The 16,677-nt window shown below is 70.9% G+C and carries 15 protein-coding genes; 5 read left to right on the top strand and 10 right to left on the bottom strand.

The window, feature by feature from the left end; all coding sequences use genetic code 11:
* Positions 1-55: 55 nt before the first annotated feature.
* The 9 genes from AB0M24_RS02825 to AB0M24_RS02865 form a co-directional block, all read right to left on the bottom strand.
* Positions 56-1,297: a cytochrome P450 gene (locus AB0M24_RS02825; RefSeq protein ID WP_363760056.1), complete on the bottom strand. Its 1,242-nt coding sequence runs from the start codon at positions 1,295-1,297 to the stop codon at positions 56-58.
* Between the two features lie 28 nt (positions 1,298-1,325).
* Entirely contained in the window at positions 1,326-2,561 is a 1,236-nt protein-coding gene (locus tag AB0M24_RS02830; protein ID WP_363760059.1) for a cytochrome P450, read from the bottom strand.
* A gap of 28 nt (positions 2,562-2,589) precedes the next feature.
* Positions 2,590-3,381: a class I SAM-dependent methyltransferase gene (locus AB0M24_RS02835; protein ID WP_363760066.1), complete on the bottom strand. Its 792-nt coding sequence runs from the start codon at positions 3,379-3,381 to the stop codon at positions 2,590-2,592.
* Between the two features lie 110 nt (positions 3,382-3,491).
* The gene (locus AB0M24_RS02840; protein WP_363760069.1) at positions 3,492-4,082 is read right to left on the bottom strand and encodes an HAD family phosphatase; all 591 of its coding nucleotides are present in this window, start codon (positions 4,080-4,082) and stop codon (positions 3,492-3,494) included.
* Positions 4,083-4,099: 17 nt separating this feature from the next.
* Positions 4,100-5,413, bottom strand: a complete 1,314-nt coding sequence (locus AB0M24_RS02845) for a putative PEP-binding protein (RefSeq protein ID WP_363760071.1) — start codon at positions 5,411-5,413, stop codon at positions 4,100-4,102.
* A complete protein-coding gene (locus tag AB0M24_RS02850; RefSeq protein WP_363760074.1) occupies positions 5,410-7,422 on the bottom strand; it encodes a PEP-utilizing enzyme in 2,013 nt (670 codons plus the stop codon). The genes AB0M24_RS02845 and AB0M24_RS02850 overlap by 4 nt, the downstream gene beginning before the upstream one ends.
* Positions 7,419-8,198 carry an SDR family NAD(P)-dependent oxidoreductase gene (locus tag AB0M24_RS02855; protein ID WP_363760077.1) on the bottom strand — a complete coding sequence of 260 codons (780 nt, stop codon included), beginning with the start codon at positions 8,196-8,198 and terminating at the stop codon, positions 7,419-7,421. Before AB0M24_RS02855 ends, AB0M24_RS02850 begins: the two co-directional genes overlap by 4 nt.
* Positions 8,199-8,207: 9 nt before the next feature.
* Entirely contained in the window at positions 8,208-8,942 is a 735-nt protein-coding gene (locus tag AB0M24_RS02860; RefSeq protein WP_363760080.1) for a nuclear transport factor 2 family protein, read from the bottom strand.
* A 91-nt stretch (positions 8,943-9,033) separates the two neighbouring features.
* Entirely contained in the window at positions 9,034-10,572 is a 1,539-nt protein-coding gene (locus tag AB0M24_RS02865) for a prenyltransferase/squalene oxidase repeat-containing protein (RefSeq protein ID WP_363760083.1), read from the bottom strand.
* A 293-nt stretch (positions 10,573-10,865) separates the two neighbouring features.
* Here AB0M24_RS02865 and AB0M24_RS02870 point away from each other — a divergent pair, with 293 nt between their 5' ends.
* Positions 10,866-12,164, top strand: coding sequence for a cytochrome P450 (locus tag AB0M24_RS02870; RefSeq protein WP_363760086.1), 1,299 nt, complete (start codon positions 10,866-10,868; stop codon positions 12,162-12,164).
* Positions 12,161-12,865, top strand: a complete 705-nt coding sequence (locus AB0M24_RS02875; RefSeq protein WP_363760089.1) for an SDR family oxidoreductase — start codon at positions 12,161-12,163, stop codon at positions 12,863-12,865. Before AB0M24_RS02870 ends, AB0M24_RS02875 begins: the two co-directional genes overlap by 4 nt.
* Here AB0M24_RS02875 and AB0M24_RS02880 read toward each other — a convergent pair.
* On the bottom strand, positions 12,819-13,853 hold the full coding sequence (locus AB0M24_RS02880; RefSeq protein WP_363760092.1) for an NUDIX domain-containing protein: 1,035 nt from the start codon (positions 13,851-13,853) through the stop codon (positions 12,819-12,821). The two genes, AB0M24_RS02875 and AB0M24_RS02880, sit on opposite strands and share 47 nt — an antisense overlap.
* 130 nt (positions 13,854-13,983) lie before the next feature.
* Here AB0M24_RS02880 and AB0M24_RS02885 point away from each other — a divergent pair, with 130 nt between their 5' ends.
* From AB0M24_RS02885 to AB0M24_RS02895, 3 genes are read left to right on the top strand one after another with little or no spacing between them, the layout of a single operon-like run.
* Entirely contained in the window at positions 13,984-14,469 is a 486-nt protein-coding gene (locus AB0M24_RS02885) for a DUF4334 domain-containing protein (RefSeq protein ID WP_363760095.1), read from the top strand.
* Positions 14,466-15,575, top strand: coding sequence for an NAD(P)-dependent alcohol dehydrogenase (locus AB0M24_RS02890; RefSeq protein ID WP_363760098.1), 1,110 nt, complete (start codon positions 14,466-14,468; stop codon positions 15,573-15,575). The genes AB0M24_RS02885 and AB0M24_RS02890 overlap by 4 nt, the downstream gene beginning before the upstream one ends.
* 43 nt (positions 15,576-15,618) lie before the next feature.
* The gene (locus tag AB0M24_RS02895) at positions 15,619-16,641 is read left to right on the top strand and encodes a polyprenyl synthetase family protein (protein ID WP_363760101.1); all 1,023 of its coding nucleotides are present in this window, start codon (positions 15,619-15,621) and stop codon (positions 16,639-16,641) included.
* Positions 16,642-16,677: the final 36 nt, after the last annotated feature.

Below are 16,677 nucleotides of genomic sequence, written 5' to 3' on the forward strand. Positions count from 1 at the left end.
GCGACCACGTCACGCATCGGCGTACTTCAGTCCTGCCCGGCCGGTTCGGGGAGCCTCAGGCGAGTGTCACCGGCACGCTCACCGGCGCGTGCATCGGCAGGGCGGTACCCCAGACCGGATCGCCGCCAGGCGCGAGGCCGGGGAACATCGCGTGCAGGCGGGACAGGGCCACCGTCATCTCCAGCCGGGCGAGGGGCGCGCCGAGGCAGTGGTGGATGCCGTGGCTGAACGACAGCGAGGCGCTCGTGTCCCTGGCGGGGTCGAAGCGATCCGGGTCCGGGAACACCTCGGGGTCGCGGTTCGCCGCCGCGAACACGGGTCTGACGTCCGCACCGGCCGGCAGGGTCACGCCGCTCAGCTCGACCTCCCGGGTCAGGAAACGAGGGACGGGCGTGAAGATCGCCGGGCCGGTGTGCCGCAGGACCTCGTCGGCGAACGCCCGCGCGGCGTCGGAGCCGTCGGCCAGCCAGTGCCACTGGTCCGGATGCGCGAACATGGCCAGGGCGCCGTGGTCGATCGAAGCCGCGGTCGTCTCGAAGCCGGCGATCCACAGGATGAGGATCATGGCGATCAGCTCCGGGTCACGGAGCCGGTCCTCGTCCTGGTCGTGGATCCTGGTCAGCGACGAGATCAGGTCGTCACCGCCGGTCCCGCGCCGCTCGTCGATCGCGGCGCGGAAGTACTCCTCCAGGCGCGCGATGTGCCCGTCGGTGATCGTCAGCGAGGCCTCGTCGAGACTGCCCAGTGCCGAGACGAAGTCGATGACCGCTTCGCCCAGCCAGCCGCGGTCGGCCTCCGGCACCCCGAGCAGTTCGGAGATCACCTGGAGGCTCAGCGGCTTGGCGAGGGTGTGGTGGAGATCCACGGTCTCGCCGTCCCCGAGCGGCTCCGCGATGGCGGCGAGCAGGCCGTCGGCGATGTGCTCGATTCGCGCGCTCAGACCGGACACCCGCCTGGGGGTGAAGTCCTGCGCGACCAGCCGCCGCAGCCTGGTGTGCTCCGGCGGGTCCTTCATGAGCACGTGGTCCAGCCGGAACTCCATCGACCGGTGGCTCAACGCCCAGGCGAACTGCTCGGCCAGCCGGTCCCGATCCGGGCCGCGCAACAGGTCACCGCTGTTCCGAAGCGCCCACTGGGCGTCGCAGTGGCGGCTCACGAGGTAGAAGCCTGCACTGGTGCGGTGCACGGGCTCGTTCTCGCGAAGCCACCGCAGCAACGGATAGGGATCGCGGCACACCTCTGGCGTCGCCAGGTCGGCCAGTACGTTCGGTGACGAGGTCACCACACCGGAGTCCATCCGGCTCACCTCCACGTGACGACAGGTTTCAAGACGTGAGTGCGACGACCACGGCACGCTCTTCGGCCTTGCGGAGAACACCCGCCCAGACCGGGGCGTCGACGTTCGTCAGCGTGGGGAAATGAGCGTGGAGGCGGGCCAGCCCGACCGCCATTTCCGCGCGGGCCAGGAAAGCGCCGAGGCAGTGGTGGATTCCTTCGCCCATGCTGAGCGACTTGCTGTTGTCGCGCGAGGGATCGAAGCGATCCGGATCGGGAAACACCTCGGGATCCCGGTTGGCCGCCGCGTACACGGGCCGGACGTCCGCGCCCGCGGCGAGCTGGACGCCACCCAGTTCCAGGTCCCGCGTCAGGATCCGGCTGGTCGGCGCGAAGATCCCGGGGCCGACGAGGCGAAGGACCTCCTCGGCGAACGCGAGTGCCTGCGTGTGGTCGCCGCGCAGCATCGGCAGCTGGTCGGGGTGGTCGAGCATCGTCCACACACCGTTGTCGAGGCCGATGGCCACGGTGTCGAAGCCGGCCAGCCACAGCACCCACAGCAGGGTGAACAGTTCCTCGTCGTCGAGGCGGTTCTCGTCGCGCACGGACACCAGCGCGGACAGCAGGTCGTCCCGGGGCGACTCACGCCGCTCGGCGATGAGCGCGAGGAGGTACTGCTCGAGCTCCGCTGTCTGCCGGTCGGCGAGAGCCTCGACCTCCGGCGCACCGCCCGTCGCGGCAGCGGTGATCCCGGCGACCATGTCCTCCGCGACGACGCCCAGCCAGGCCCTGTCGGCCTCGGGAACGCCCAGCAGCTCGGAGATCACCTGGACGGTGAACGGTTTCGACCAGGAGCGGTGCAGGTCGACCTGCTCCCCGTCGCGCAACGGGACCGCTAGCTCGGCCAGCATCCGGTCGCAGATCTGCCGGAACCGCTCGAGCATTCCGTTGACGCGGCGCGGCGTGAAGTCGCGTGCCACGATCCGGCGAATCCTCGTGTGGGCCGGCGGGTTGAGCGACGGCAGGCTGTTCACCAGCAGCCGCGTGGTTCGCCCCAGACCGGTGTCCGGCAGCCCGGTCAGGTCTGGCGAGACGAACAGACCGGACTCCCGGAACACGAAGGAGGCGTCCCGGTGCCGGCTGACCAGGTAGAAGCCCGCGCTGGTGCGGTGCACGGGCTCGGTCTCCCGCAATCGGCGCAGGTACGGGTACGGGTCACGGTGGAACTCCGCCGTGGCGAACTGGCCCAGTGCGTCGGGCAGGCTGCCCGCGATCGTGTTGGTCACCGTCGTCGCCCTCTCGAACAGGTTGCCATTACTGGGCTTTGCGGCCCTTGGCGATGGCCAGGGCGAACCCGAGATCGTGGAATCCGGGATCCAGGAGGTTCGCGAGCACCTCGTCGAGCATCGGCTCCCCGATCTCCTCTTGGGCGCTCAGCATCGGCCGTAGGTTCTCCATGCCCTGCAGCAGAACCCGTGCGTACGGTTCGCCGCCGCGCACGGGCTCCGTGACGACGTCGAGGCTGACGTCGACGAGGCCACGGCGCAGCAGCGGCTCGGGGTAGCCACGTCCCCACAGCGGCTCGATGGCGGTGTTCTCGGACAGGAACCGCCAGAACCGGTCGAAGAACGTCGCGTACCGGGGATGGGCCGTGCTGCTCGCGGCCAGGTCGAACCCGTCCGCCACGACGAGCCATCCGCCGGGCGCCAGCCAGTCGACCATGCGGTCGAGGACCTGCTCGCGGTCGGCGAGGTGCTGCAACAACAACCGCGCGTGGATCAGGTCGAAGCTACCCGGAGCGAAGTCGGCTTCCGCGATGTCGCAGGCCATCAGCTCCAGCGCGGGCGACGGCCGGACGGCGACCTTCTCGACGTCGAGGTCGCAGGCGACGGTCCGTCCCTCCGGCGCCCGCTGCGCCAGCCAGGCCGCGACGCTCGCGCTGCCACACCCCGCGTCGAGGCAACGCCAATGCTTCTGCACGTCGATCGTGGACAGCACACGAGTCGTGGCGGGGTCGTAGACCGCGGCCATCAGGTCGAGCCGCGGTGACTCGTCGGTGTTGACCATGAGTTCGTGGTAGGTGAGCGGTTGTGCGTCAGCGGTCATGCCAGCGAGTGTTGGAAATTGCCGCTGCACCGGCAACAAAACTGACCCATGGTCTACATAGGAGTGCTGGACGCGTTGGCCATTCGGTCTGGAATCGGCCCGGGACGACCTCACGGAGCCAGCCCGAAGAGGTGTTCCAGCGCGGCGACGGTGGTGGCGGGATGGGTCGCGTGCACCGTGGTCATGCCGAGCTCGCGGGCGGGTTCGAGGTACGAGGCGATGTCGTCGAAGAACGCGCACCGGTCTGGCGGGACGCCGATCCTGTCGGCGGCCAGCCGGTAGATGGCCGGATCCGGCTTGCGCAGCCCCACCTGGTCGGACACGACGACGGCGTCGAAGTGGCCGGGCAGGTCCCAGCCGATGTACGGGTCGAACGGCGCGCTGCCCCAGGAGTTGGACAGCACGCCGACGCGGACGCCGCGGGCCCGGATGCGGTCGACGACCGCCAGCACCGCCGGTTCCGGATGGAGATCGGCCGCGACCCGGCTGGTGAGTCCCTCCGGGTCGAGGCCGAGCAGCGCGCCGGCCTCGACCTCGAAGTCGGCCTGGCTGATCCTGCCCCGTTCGACGTCGTGCACCAGCGCGGTGCCGCCGGAGGTCGAGATGAGCGGCGCGAACGCGTCGTCCGGAAGTCCTTCCCGGCGGCAGAAGCTCTGCAGCGCCGCGAACATGTCGGTGGTCAGCACGCCACCGAAGTCCATGAGCAGTCCACTGGGGATCACCGTTTCGCCGCCAATCGTGCCATCGGGATCCGTGCGGGGGAGCACGAGACGTAGTCGAGTCCGAGCCGCGCGCACAGGGCGATCGACTCCGGATCGCCGCCCTGCTCGCCGCACAGGCTCAGCGTGATGTCCGGGCGCACCGAACGCGCCTTGCCCGCGGCGATCTCCATCAGTGCGCCGACACCGCCGGGATCCAGGCGCTCGAACGGGTTGGCGTGCACCAGACCGAGCCGCCGGTAGTCCGGCAACACCTGGCGTTCCACGTCGTCGCGGGAGAACCCGTAGGTGAGCTGGGTCAGATCGTTGGTGCCGAAGGAGAGGAACCGCGCCGTCACGGCCAGCCGGTCCGCGAGCAGCGCGGCCCGCGGCGTCTCGATCATGCTGCCGATCCGGTACGGCACGGCCACCCCGGTCTCGCCCGCCACGTCGTCCGCGGCGCGCCGCACCAGTGCCGCCGCCCACACCAGTTCCTCCGGCAGGCTGACCATCGGCACCATCACGTCGAGCGCCGGCGCGTCGGTGACATCGGTCCACGCCAGGAACAACGCCCGCGCCTGAGCCCGGTAGAGCCGGTCGTGCAGCACCGCCTGCCGGACACCCCGGACGCCGAGCATCGGATTCGCCTCGGCCGCCTCCGGCAGGAACTCGTGAGTGGGCGCGTCCAGCAGCCGCACGGTGACCGGTACCGATCCGGCTGCCCGGAACAGGTCGCGGAAGTCCGCTCGCTGCACCCGGACGACCTCGTCGAACGCCGCCGCGTCGGCGAGAGCCTTGCGCAGCAACGGAAGCCGGTCACCGAGGAACTGGTGCTCGGTCCGGCACAGGCCGATGCCGTCCGCGCCGTTCCCGATCGCCGCCCGCACGTCGCGCGGGGTGTCCGCGTTGGCCCGCACTCCGATGCCGAGCCCGCCGCCGGGATGGGCGGGAAGCTCGTCATCGGAGCCGATCTCGACGACGCCGGCGAAGACGTCGCCGCTGCCGCCGTCGACCGAGATCTGGTCACCGGCCCGCAGCACCCGCCCGTTCGCCGTCACGGTGCCCGCCGTCAGGTCGATCCTCAGATCGGTCGCGCCGCAGACCGCCGGAACTCCCGCCCCGCGCGCGATGATCGCCGCGTGCGAGCTGAAGCCGCCACCGCTGGTGAGGACCGCCGCCGAGGCCAGGATGCCGGGCACGTCCGCCGGGGTCGTGTGCCCGATCACCAGGATCACCGGACCGCCACGGGCCGCGACCGCCTGGTCGCTCGTGAGGACGATCTCGCCGGACGCCGTGCCGGGGGAGGAGGGCAGACCTGTGACGAACGGGGTCACAGCCGCCCTTCCCGTTCCGCGTCCTCGGCGCGGCTGATTCCCAGCGTCCGCAACAGTTCCTCGTGCAGCGACATCCACACCGTGTGGTACGACTCGAGACGCGGGGACGCGAGCCACGCCCGGTCGTCGCTCACCCGCCCGAGAGCGGTCTCCAGCCTTTCGAGGTGACCGGTCATCCCGAGCGCGTGCAGCACCGGTGTCACGTCCGCGTGCACGTCCGCCAGCTCGTCGATGATCTTCCGGTCGTACGCCTCGTCGCCGTGGTCGTTGGGGCTGCCGTCCGGCAGGACCTGCCAGCTGGTGCAGACGTCGCGCAGCCGCCTGTTCACCGGCAGAAACCTGTTGTACCAGTCGAGTGGCGAGTCCGCGGACAGGACGGTCACCGTTCCGGCGCCGCCGTCGACGCGCACGAGCACGCCGTCGCGCAGGCGTTCGCTCGCACCGGTCGCGGAGACGACCAGCGGGACGCCGAGCTCCCGGCAGATCACCGCGGCGTGACTGTTGGTCGCGCCGACGTCCGCGACCACCGCGCTCGCCGCCATCAGCAACGGGGTCCAGGCGGCGTCGAGCAGTGGGGCGACGACGACCTCGCCGGGGCGCAGCGCCGAGGGGTCGGCCACGTCCCGGATCACCCGGACGCGGCCCTCGTGCACTCCGTGCGAGCCGGGAGCGCCGGTCAGCACCGTGCCTGGCGCCGCGGGGGTGGCCGCGGCGTCGCGCGAAGCCCACTGCGACAACGGTTCGACCTGGTCGGCGATGATGAACGGAGGATCGAGGCGGTGCAGCGCGCGGTAGTCCGCGAGGCGGGCGGAGAGCACCTCGGTGAACGGGGCGGGGTCCGCCGCGTACGAGTCCAGTTCGGACTCCAGCAGCATCATCACGTCGGCCGCGTCCGCGAGCCGTCCGGCCTCCACACCGCGCCGGCCGAGCTCCAGCGCCGCCATGCGCACCTCGTTGATGAACGTGACCGCCGTGGTCTTCGTGCGTTCCCTGGCCGGGATGAACACGCTCGCCGACCGCAACGCCAGCTCGAACTGACCCAGCGACGCCTCGTCGTCGCGCAACGCCTCGCGCACCTCGTTCGCGGCTGCCTCCCGGCGGGCGCGCAGCCGTTCGACCCGCGGCCACGGGGAAGCGTCCTCCGGCGCGTGCCGCAACCGGTCGAGCAACGCGATCACCAGTTCGGGCTTGGCCTCCCACGACGGGGCGTGGATGTCCCACTCGTTCGGGCCGCGGCAGCCGTGCCGCCGCAGGAACTCCGTGAGCCCGTCGGGCTGCGCGGGGGAGTCCGCCATGGTCCGCGCGAGGTCCCACAAGGCGAACGACGGCTCGGCCGAGTCGACGTCGCCGTACCCGGACAGCAGGTCGAGCACGAGATCGGCTTTGCCGATCCCCGCCAGGAGCTGCCCGAGCACCGCCGGTCCGACGGTCGACGCGAGCGCGGTGTAGTCGTGGCGGTGGAACGCCGTGGCCAGCTCGGGCAGGAACGACCGCATGTAGCCGACGAGCGCGCTGTCGTCGAACGAACTCAGGTCGGGCCGGTTCTCACGGGCCGCACGCGCCCGCGCCTGGTCCGCGTCGATCTCCGAGAACGACTCCGCGGTCATCGCCCACGCCATGTTCTCGGCGATCTTCGCCGAACACTCGGCGTCGGCGTCGCCGGGATGCGGCCGGTGGGCTGGCACGCCTTCGCGCTTGCCGAGATACGCGGCGTCGAGCGCCTCCGGTGACGACCCCATCCGGATCGCCATCAGCCGCATGTGCGAGAGGTTGAGGTAGAAGTAGCCGCCGAACATGCCGACCAGCGGCGGCCGTTCGGTGTCCAGTTCGGACTCCCGGTAGACACCGAAGTCGATGAAACCCTGCCGCCAGCCCACGAGCAGGCCCCGCTCGAACACGAGCGTCCAGCCCAGCGGGCTCGCGGGATCGGCGAGCACCTCGCCCGCGTTGGCCCGCGTGTAGAAGGGCAGCCGTTCGTTGATCTCCCAGTCGGTGACGAAGCTGTTCACCATTCCGCCGTACCGCCGTCCACGTTGAGCAGCGCGCCGTTGATGCCCGCGCTGTGCGGACCGGCGACGAGCAACGCCATCGCGGCGACCTCTTCGACCGTGTTGAGCTGCTTGGTCTTCGCATGCCCGCGGTAGATGTCGAGGAACTGCTCGTAGGTGATGCCCTCGGCCTCGGCCACGAGCGGGCCGGCCTCGCGCATGATGTCGGTCTCGACGGCGCCGGGGCAGATCGCGTTGCAGGTGATGCCCTGCGGGCCGTACTCGAACGCGACGGCCTTGGTGAAGCCGTTGATGGCGTGCTTGTTGGTGATGTAGTGGCTGACCGCGGCCTTGTTGCCCGACTTGCCCTCGGTCGAGGAGATGTTGATGATCCGGCCGTACCCGGCCGCCAGCATGTGCGGCAGCACGCGCCGGGTGCCGCGGAAGACGGCGTTGATGTTCCAGTCCAGCGCGTTCTGCCACGCCTCGTCGGCCAGCTGGTGCACCGGCGCGAACCCGTCGGATCCGCCGGCGTTGTTGACCAGGACGTCGACGCGTCCGAAGTCGCGCACGGTGTCGTCGATCAGGGCGTCCAGCTGGTCCGGTACGCGGACGTCGCAGACGTGGAACGTGGCGCGGTCGCCGAGACCCAGCTCGGCGAGCGCCTGCTTGCCCTTGTCCTCGGATCGTCCACAGAGGACGACACGGGCGCCGTTCGCGGCGAACGCGGTGGCGATGCCGAAACCGATTCCTCGGGTGCCGCCGGTGATGACGGCTACCTGTCCTTCGAGATGCACGGTGAGCTCCTAGTCGGTTTCGGGGCGGATGACGTTGGGGTCGCCGGTTTTCCACAGGCGGGTGACGACACGGCCGGACAACCGCCAGCCGTCAGGGGTGCGGCGCAGGACGTCGTCGTAGCGGGCGCCGATCGTGTAGAGCTCGTCGCCGCGCCGGTGCGTGGCCTGCAGATAGCCGACGTGGGTGGCCATGTCACCGTCGGTGCGGACGACGGGGCTGGTGAGCAGGTGTTGCGCGCTGTCGAGGTTGTCGAGGGTGCGCCGCAACGCCTCCGCGACGGCGGTGTTGCCGGTGATGGTGCCGACGCGGCCGCCGAAGTGGATCTCGGCGTCCTCGGCGAAGCAGGACTCGACCGCGGCCCAGTCCTTGAGGTCCATGGAGAGAGCACACAGGCCGACGACGTCGAGCACTTCGGCGCGGTCGGTGAGGGTCTGGAGCGTGGAGTCGTGGGTTCCCACGGCGTGGGGCACGTCGGTGTGGTTGGTGAGTGCGCGTGGCGCGGGGTCGTGGGTTCCCACGGCGTTGGGCACGTCGGGGCGGTCGGTGAGGGCCTGGAGCGCGGGGTCTTGGGTTCCCGCGGCGTTGGGCACGTCGGGGCGGTCGGTGAGGGTCTGGAGCGTGGAGTCTTGGGTTCCCACGGCGTTGGGCACGTCGGTGTGGTTGGTGAGTGCGCGCGTCGCAGGGTCTTGGGTTCCCACGGCGTGGGGCAGATCGGTGTGGCCGGTCGTGGGTTGGTGTGTCATGCGGGCACTCCACGGTGTGTGGCGCGGGTTCGTGAGTCGTGCGGGGCAGTCCCGCCACGTCGGGCACCTCGGCCCGGTCGGTCGGCGGCGGTCATGCGGGTAGTCCGGCGGCCGTCGGCTGGGTGAGGTGCCCGAGTGCCAGCAGCGCGTACAGGTTCGCGAGCACCGGCACGTCGTAGACGAACCCGCGCGGGCCGGTCGAGTCGGGCCGGGACGCGAAACCGCCGTCGGCGTGCTGGCGGGCCAGCAGGTGGCGCAGCCCGGCCGGCACCGCGGCGCCGCCGTCGCGGCAGCGGGCGAGGCTGATGAGTGCGAACGACGTGCTGATCGGATCGCTCGGTTCGCCCCGGCGTTGTCCCCAGCCGCCGTCGTCGTTCTGGTCGCGCACCACCCGGTCGACGGTCCGGGTGACGGCGGCGCGCAGCCAGGAGCGGGTGGCAGCGTCGGCCACGGTGCCGGCGCGGTTCAACGCCAGCACCACCCGGCACTGGGTGTTCGCGGTGCTGCGGCTCCATCCCGGTTCGAAGGTGCCGTCGTGCCGCTGGCCGCGCACGATGAACCCGGCGGCGTCCCTGAGGACCTGTGCGCCGGTCTGATCGAGGCCGATCGCGTTCGCGGCCGCCGCGGTCATGGCCACCTCGGACCTGGCGCCGCGCAGGTAGGTGGGAAAACCGCCGTCGTCGCCGCGGATGTCGTGCAGGTACGCGCTCGCACTGGCGAGTTGCGGCGCGTACCGGATCGGGTCCAGGTACGCGAGCAGTTCGACGCACACCGCGGTGGAGTCCACATCGGACTGTTCGACGCCGGTCGCGTATCCCCAGCCGCCGTCCGGGCATTGCAGCGCAGCGATGCGGTCCGCGATCTCCGCGGCCCGGGTCGCGCCGCCGGACGTGGTGGCCAGGCCGAGGCCGGCGAGCGCTGAGCAGAAGACGTCCAGGCGTTCGATGAACGGGATGCCGCCGTCCACGACGGCCGTGGCGAGCAGGCGCTCGACGGCGGACGTCACGACCGCCTCGGTGCCGGGCAGTCGCAGCAGTGCGTGCGCGGACAGCAGGTGGCACAACAGGTGTCCGTCCCGCACGCCCGGATGTGCCAGGGCGGCCAGCAGTTCCTCCCGCTGTCCGGCCGTGGCGTGCCGGGTGATGATCACGTGGCCGGCGGTCGCGACGGTCGACGCCCAGCGGTGCAACGCTGTGCCGTCGTGCGGTGCCGGCGTGCTCGTGGGCGGTGGAGCGCCGAACACCACCGTGATCGCTTCGAGCAGCGTCCGTTTGCGACCGGCCGTGAAGTGGTCGAAGTCCCCGAGCACGCTGGCGGTGATGTCGCCGGGCAGCGGTGTGCCGGTCAGCACGCAGTCCGCGAGGACGTGGTCGAGCGATCCCGGTCGTGCCGCCGAACGACGCGAGTCGAGGAAGCGCGCGAGCTCGTCGCGGGAACGGGTGAGGCCCGAGGAGTCGAGCAGCCGCAGGGCGAGCGCCGTTTCGAGGACGCGGCCGCGGCAGGGCGCGGGTTCCAGCCCCGCGTCGATCCCCGCGGCCACCCTGTCGGCGAGTCGGCGCCGGGCCGCGATCAGCACCGTGCCCGGTGGTCCACCCCGTGCCGGGAAGTGAGGTGCAAGCGGTACGTGCATGGAGGTCCCCTCACTGGCGGCGGTTCGCTGATGGTCAGCAACCCCGTGTCAGGAGGGCAATGGCGGGCGCCCCAGAACGCGCCGACCGGACAGGGCGCACCGCTGCGCCGGGTAGACGAACGGCCATTGTTCCCGCTGACCTCGTCGAGCCGGGTTAGCGTCAGCCCGGTTGGTCCGCCGGAGTCCGGTGGCGCCCGCGGGTACCACCGGCCCGGCACCGACCAGCGTTGGCAGACGGCGAGTGGGTCCAGGGCCGGTGGTGCTCGCAGACGTCATCGAAGTGGAGGACTGGCGTGGGTGTTTCCCTTGTACCGGGCAGGGTTCCCCTGTTGGGGCACGCGCCGGCGTTGAGGCGCGACCCGTTGCGGTTCATGCGGTCGTTGCGGGAACGCGGCGACGTGGTCAGGATCGCCATCGGTCCGCGCCGGGTGTACGTGGTGAACAGTCCCGAGCTGATCCGCCGGGTCCTCGTCGCAGACGGACGCAAGTTCGACAAGGGCGCGCTCTTCGACCAGGCCCGGGCTCACCTCGGCAACGGACTGGTGACCTCCTCCGGCGAGTTCCACCACCGGCAGCGGCGGATCGCACAGCCCGCGTTCCACTCCGACCGGATCGCCGGGTACGCCGAGCTGATGATCGAACGCGCCCGCGCGCGCACCGGTGCGTGGCGGGAGGGCGCCGAGCTCGAACTGACCGGGGAGATCGGCCGGCTGTCGCTGGACGTGTTGCTGCGCTGCCTGTTCGCGGAGCAGCCCGCGGACGAGGTGCGTGCGGTGCTCCTGCGGTCGCTGTCGACCAAACAGGGGTCCATGAGACGGGCGTTGTCGCCGCTCGCGGCCTGGCTGGGGCTGCTGTCCCGCCGCCAGGACGTGCCGGAACGCACGGGAATGCCCGAACTGCACGCCGTCCTGGCGCGGCTGGTCGCCGACCGCAGGGCAGCGGACGACCAGGACGACCTGTTGTCCGTGCTGCTCGCCGCGCCGATGACGGACGAGCAGCTGTGCGACGAGCTCGTCACCCTCTTCGTCGCGGGCACCGAGACCGTCAGCGCCGCGCTCTCCTGGACGTTCCACGAACTGGCCAGGCACCCCGAGATCGAACGGCGGCTGCACGCCGAGGTCGACGAGGTGGTCGGCGACCGGCCGGTCCAGAGCGCCGACATCGGCGAACTGCACTACACGCGCAGGGTCTGCCAGGAAGTGTTGCGGCGGTACGCGGTGTGGCTGCTGATGCGGCGCGCGGTGGCACGGGTCGAGCTGGCCGGCACCACGCTGGACGAGGGAACCGAGGTGTTCTTCAGCCCGAACGCGGTGCACCACGATCCCGCGCTGTACCCGGACCCGGACGTCTTCGACCCCGACCGGTGGCTGCCCGAACGGTCCGCGGGCCTGTCGCGGGGCGCGTACCTGCCGTTCGGCGCGGGGAACCGGTTGTGCATGGGCGAGGGCTTCGCCTGGACCGAGATGGCCGTCGTGCTGGCGACGGTGGCGCAGCGCTGGCGGCTGGTTCCGGTGCCTGATCACGAGGTGCGCACACGGATCGGCACCCTGGTCGAACCGGACGGCCTGCCGATGATCCCGGTCGCCCGATGAGCGTCGCGGTGGTGGTGGGCGGCGCGTCGGGCATCGGTGCCGCCTGCGCGACAAGACTCGCCGAAGAACATCCGGTCGTCGTGGCCGACATCGACGAACTGCGCGCCCGCGAGGTGGCGGAGAAGATCGGTGGCACCGCGCACCACGTGGACGTCACCGACCCGGAATCGGTGCGACAGCTGTTCGAATCGGTGGGACCGCTGCACATCCTGGTCAACTGTGCGGGCGTCTCCGGGCCGTTGCGGCTGCTGGCCGACTACCCGCTCGACGACTACCGCTCGGTGATCGGCACGAACCTCGACGGCGTGTTCCACACGATGCGCGCGGCACTGCCGATCATGGAACAGCGCGGTGGCGGCGTGATCGTCAACATCGCCTCGGTCGCGGGCAGCGCCGCGTTCCGGGCCCATTCCGCTTATGTGGCAGCGAAACACGGCGTGATCGGCCTGACCAAGGCGGCCGCCCGCGAGTACGCGGCCAGTGGCATCCGGGTCGTCTCGGTGTCACCGGGCATCATCGCGAGCCCGATGACGGACGCACTGCCGGAGCAGACCAGGGAACGCGTCGTGGCGTCGGTGCCGAACGGGCGGGTGGGCCGGCCGGTGGAAGTCGCCGCCGTGGTGGCGTTTCTGTGTTCGGAAGCGGCGTCCTACATCACCGGTAGCGATCATCCTGTCGACGGCGGCTATCTGACTCAATGAGCTCGCGGGCGACCGAGGCGAGTGCGGTCACCTGGATCCGGCCGGGCAGGTCGTGCATCTCGGACACGGGTACCCAGCGCAGGCAGCGGATCAGCTCGGCCTCGTGGGGTTCCCGCGCGATCTCGCCGGCCTCGGCGTCCGGCCTGACCCTGGCCAGGAAGTACGGTTCCACGCCGACGAACCTCATGTTGTTCCAGTGGGCGTCGCGCCGCGCGGAGACGTGCCGTTCGGTGACGCAGTCCGCCGGCAGCCCGGTCTCCTCGCGGAACTCGCGGCGGGCGGCCTCGAACGGTGTCTCGCCCGGCTCGATGCCGCCACCGGGAACGTCCCACGCGCAGGTGCCGTCCGACGGATCGTGCCAGCAGATCATCAGCAGCCGGTCCTGGTCGTCGAAGCACAGCACCCGCACCGTGGGCCGGCTTTCCATGCGCACCACCGGATAGCCGTGCAGCAGCCACCAGCCATAGCCCACGAGCCCCGCCGCCAGGGACAGCTGCCACCACAGCGCGGCGTGCAACGACCCGAGCAGCACACCGTGCACCACCACCAACGGCCACAAGGTGTTCAGCCGCCAGCGCAACGCGGTCAGACAGAACCCGATGGCCAGGACGAGCACAGGACTACCGCCCACCAGAAGGAGATCAGCGGCACCGAACAGGATCGCGAGCCCGGTGGACACACGCAACGGCCCGAACCGGCGCACCGCGTACTGGCCCAGCCCCCGCGCGGCGATCTCCACGCTCAACGCCAGCGCGAACGGGGCCAGGCCGGCGTGCGGGATGCCCAGTGCCAGCGGCGGGAGCACCAGCCACCACCGCGGATTCGGGCGCTGCCAACGCAGTCCGGTCTCGCGCCACCAGCCGAGGAGCCAGATCAGCGCGACCGGGACCACGACCGCCGCCAGCGGATGGACGAGAAGCAGCGCGTACCAGCCGCAGGCGGAGGCGGCGCAGAACCACAGCGGATGGGCGACCGTCCAGCGCTTCACGCTCGCAGCGTAGGACCAGGGTCGCTTCTGGACCGCGGTCATGGCCGATGGATTACCTGCCACGTCCCCAGGACGAGCGGTTGGTCCAGGTGCTCGTGACACTTCTGCCGGCAGTCGCGAGGGTGGTCGCATGACAGAGGTGACGAATGAGCTGGCGCGCAAGAGTCTCGACGAGATCCGCGCCCGCACCGACCGGATCGACCCGGCCGAGCTCGACGACGTGTGGGCCGCGCTGGAGCCCGTGAGCGTCGAGGACGTGCTCGGCGAGTGGAAGGGCACGATGTTCGAGACCGGGCACGCCGCCCTGGCTCTCATGGAAGGGATCACCTGGTACGGCAAGAGACTCCACTCCGCCACGAACGCACAGCCGTTCGTGTGCGTCGACTCGGAAGGGTCGCTCTACTCCGACACGACCCGCACGGGCGGGGGCGAGGCCAGCCTCTGGATGATCGAGTACCGGGGTGAGACCACCGCGTCGATGGTCTACGACGCCCTCCCCATCGTCGACCACTTCAAGCGGGTCGACGAGACCACGCTGCTCGGCGTCATGAACGGCAAGCCCGAGGTCGTGCTCGACAACGGCGCGTACCTCTACTTCCTGCTGGAGAAGGCATGAGGATCAAGGCTGCGGTGCTGCGGGAGCACGACGGCCCGTTCCGCATCGAGGACGTGGAGCTCGCCGACCCGTTGCCGGGAGAGGTGCGGGTCGCCATCGCCGGCGTGGGACTGTGCCACACGGACGAGGTCGTGCGGCTGCCCGCGCTGGGCCTGCTGCCGTTGATCGCCGGTCACGAGGGAGCCGGTGTGGTGGACGCCGTCGGCCCCGGCGTGACCGATGTGCGCGTGGGCGACCACGTGGTGCTGGCGCCCGACTCCTGTGGCGACTGCGTGAACTGCCAGGCGGCGCACCCGGCGTACTGCACGGTTCCGGCCGGCCCGAACACGTTCGCGCTGCGGAACATGACCGGGCGCCGTCTCGACGGGACGACGTCGGTGCACGACGCGGACGGCGGTGAGGTGGCGGCGCGCTGGTTCCAGCAGTCGTCGTTCGCCTCGCACACCGTGGTCGCGGCGCGCAACGTCGTCGTGGTCGACCCCGAGGTTCCGGTGGAACTGCTGGGGCCGTTGGGATGCAGCGTCCTGACCGGTGCCGGCTCTGTGTTCAACGCGCTGAACGTCCAGCCGGGCACGGGTTTCGCGGTCTTCGGCGCCGGCGCGGTGGGCCTGTCGGCGGTCATGGCGGCACAGGTCGCGGGGGCCGGGACCATCGTCGCCGTCGACCGGCTTCCCCAACGGCTGGAGCTGGCCAAGGAACTCGGTGCCACGCACGTGGTGCTCGCGGACGAGGACACCGATCTCGCCGCCGAGGTGGTGGCCGCGACCGGTGGCGGTGCACAGTCCATTGTGGACACCACTGGCAGCCCGCGGGTCATCTCGGCGGCCATCGCGAGCCTGCGCCTCACCGGTGTGCTCGGCCTCGTGGCGTTCCAGCAGGGCGACGTCGCGATCGGGCCCACCGACCTGGCTGCCGGGCGCACCGTGACGGGGATCGTGCTCGGCGACGCGGTGCACCGCGAGCTCGTGCCGCGGCTGATCGAGCTGCGACGGCAGGGCCGCTTCCCGTTCGACCGGCTGATCACGAAATATCCGCTCGCCGACATCAACGACGCCGAGCAGGCGGTACAGGCGGGAACTGTCGTGAAGCCCGTTCTGCTGCCGTAAGACACAAAATGTCGCGCTTGTCCGAGGGGAACGAGGTTCTGCGATGTTGACACCGGTCGAGCTCGGCCTGACGGAGATCGACGACGAACTGCGCCGGCGGGTCGAGGCCGCGATCCTCGACCACGGCACCTGCGGTCAGCCCTGGCTCGACACGGGGATGCGTCCGCTGCTGACCAGGCCGGGCAAGAGACTCCGCCCGGCACTGGTGTTCGCGTCGGCGGCCTGCGGGCCCCAGCAGGACGCGCAGTCGACGGTAGCCCTCGCGGCGTCGGTGGAGTTGATGCATCTCAGCTCTCTCATCCACGACGACCTGATGGACGAGGCGTCGGCTCGTGGTGGCACGCCCGCGCTGCACGTCACCCGCGGCCGTGACGCCGCGATCCTCGGCGGCGACCACCTGCTCAGTGCCGGGGGCCGGTTGGCCTCCACCGTGTCCGCGGCCGCCACCGTGGTGTGGCACCAGGGATACCTGGACCTGGTCGCGGGCCAGGTGCTGGAGACGGCCAACCGGTACCGGCTGGACACCCGCATGGAGGAGTACCTCGCCGCGATCAACGGGAAGACGAGCGCGCTGATGCGCACGTCGTGCCAGCTCGGCGGGTTGTGCGCGGGCCTGGACGACGTGCGCGTGGCCGCGCTCGCGACGTACGGCGACGCGTTCGGCATGGTGTTCCAGCTGGTCGACGACCTGATGGACGTGGTGTCGACGGCGCAGCTGTGGGCGAAGCCGGTGCGGCTGGACCTGCCGAACGGGGTCTACACGGCGGCTGTGCTGGCGGCGCTCAACGACCCGCGATCGGGCTTGAGCGACGTGCTGGGGCTCGACATGACGGAAGAGGACATCGATCGCGCGCACCACTACGCGAGGTGTGACGGGGTTCCGGTGGTGCTCGAACTCATCGAGGAGTACGTCCTGCGGGCCGAGAGCGCGCTCGAGTTGTTGCCCGACACGCCGTCGCGGACTCGGCTGGCCGTGCTGCCGCGCCTGTACGCGTCGAGGGCTGTCGAGTCCAGGGTCGCTCCGGAGCACCTGCGCTGGATTCGCGCCACGTCGGCGGCACGGTGAGCTGAATCGGGCCTTCAGCCGCTCGCGTTGGCGCGG

Origin of the sequence: Lentzea sp. NPDC051838 (assembly GCF_040681245.1) — a bacterium.
Taxonomy (GTDB): Bacteria; Actinomycetota; Actinomycetes; order Mycobacteriales; family Pseudonocardiaceae; genus Lentzea.

Bases quoted from the DNA above. Each gene is read 5' to 3' on its own strand.
- AB0M24_RS02840 (WP_363760069.1), bottom strand. From the start codon at position 4,082: ATGGACTTCGGTGGCGTGCTGACCACCGACATGTTCGCGGCGCTGCAG.
- AB0M24_RS02860 (WP_363760080.1), bottom strand. From the start codon at position 8,942: ATGACACACCAACCCACGACCGGCCACACCGATCTGCCCCACGCCGTG.
- AB0M24_RS02865 (WP_363760083.1), bottom strand. From the start codon at position 10,572: ATGCACGTACCGCTTGCACCTCACTTCCCGGCACGGGGTGGACCACCG.
- AB0M24_RS02875 (WP_363760089.1), top strand. From the start codon at position 12,161: ATGAGCGTCGCGGTGGTGGTGGGCGGCGCGTCGGGCATCGGTGCCGCC.
- AB0M24_RS02835 (WP_363760066.1), bottom strand. From the start codon at position 3,381: ATGACCGCTGACGCACAACCGCTCACCTACCACGAACTCATGGTCAAC.
- AB0M24_RS02885 (WP_363760095.1), top strand. From the start codon at position 13,984: ATGACAGAGGTGACGAATGAGCTGGCGCGCAAGAGTCTCGACGAGATC.
- AB0M24_RS02895 (WP_363760101.1), top strand. From the start codon at position 15,619: ATGTTGACACCGGTCGAGCTCGGCCTGACGGAGATCGACGACGAACTG.
- AB0M24_RS02825 (WP_363760056.1), bottom strand. From the start codon at position 1,297: ATGGACTCCGGTGTGGTGACCTCGTCACCGAACGTACTGGCCGACCTG.
- AB0M24_RS02890 (WP_363760098.1), top strand. From the start codon at position 14,466: ATGAGGATCAAGGCTGCGGTGCTGCGGGAGCACGACGGCCCGTTCCGC.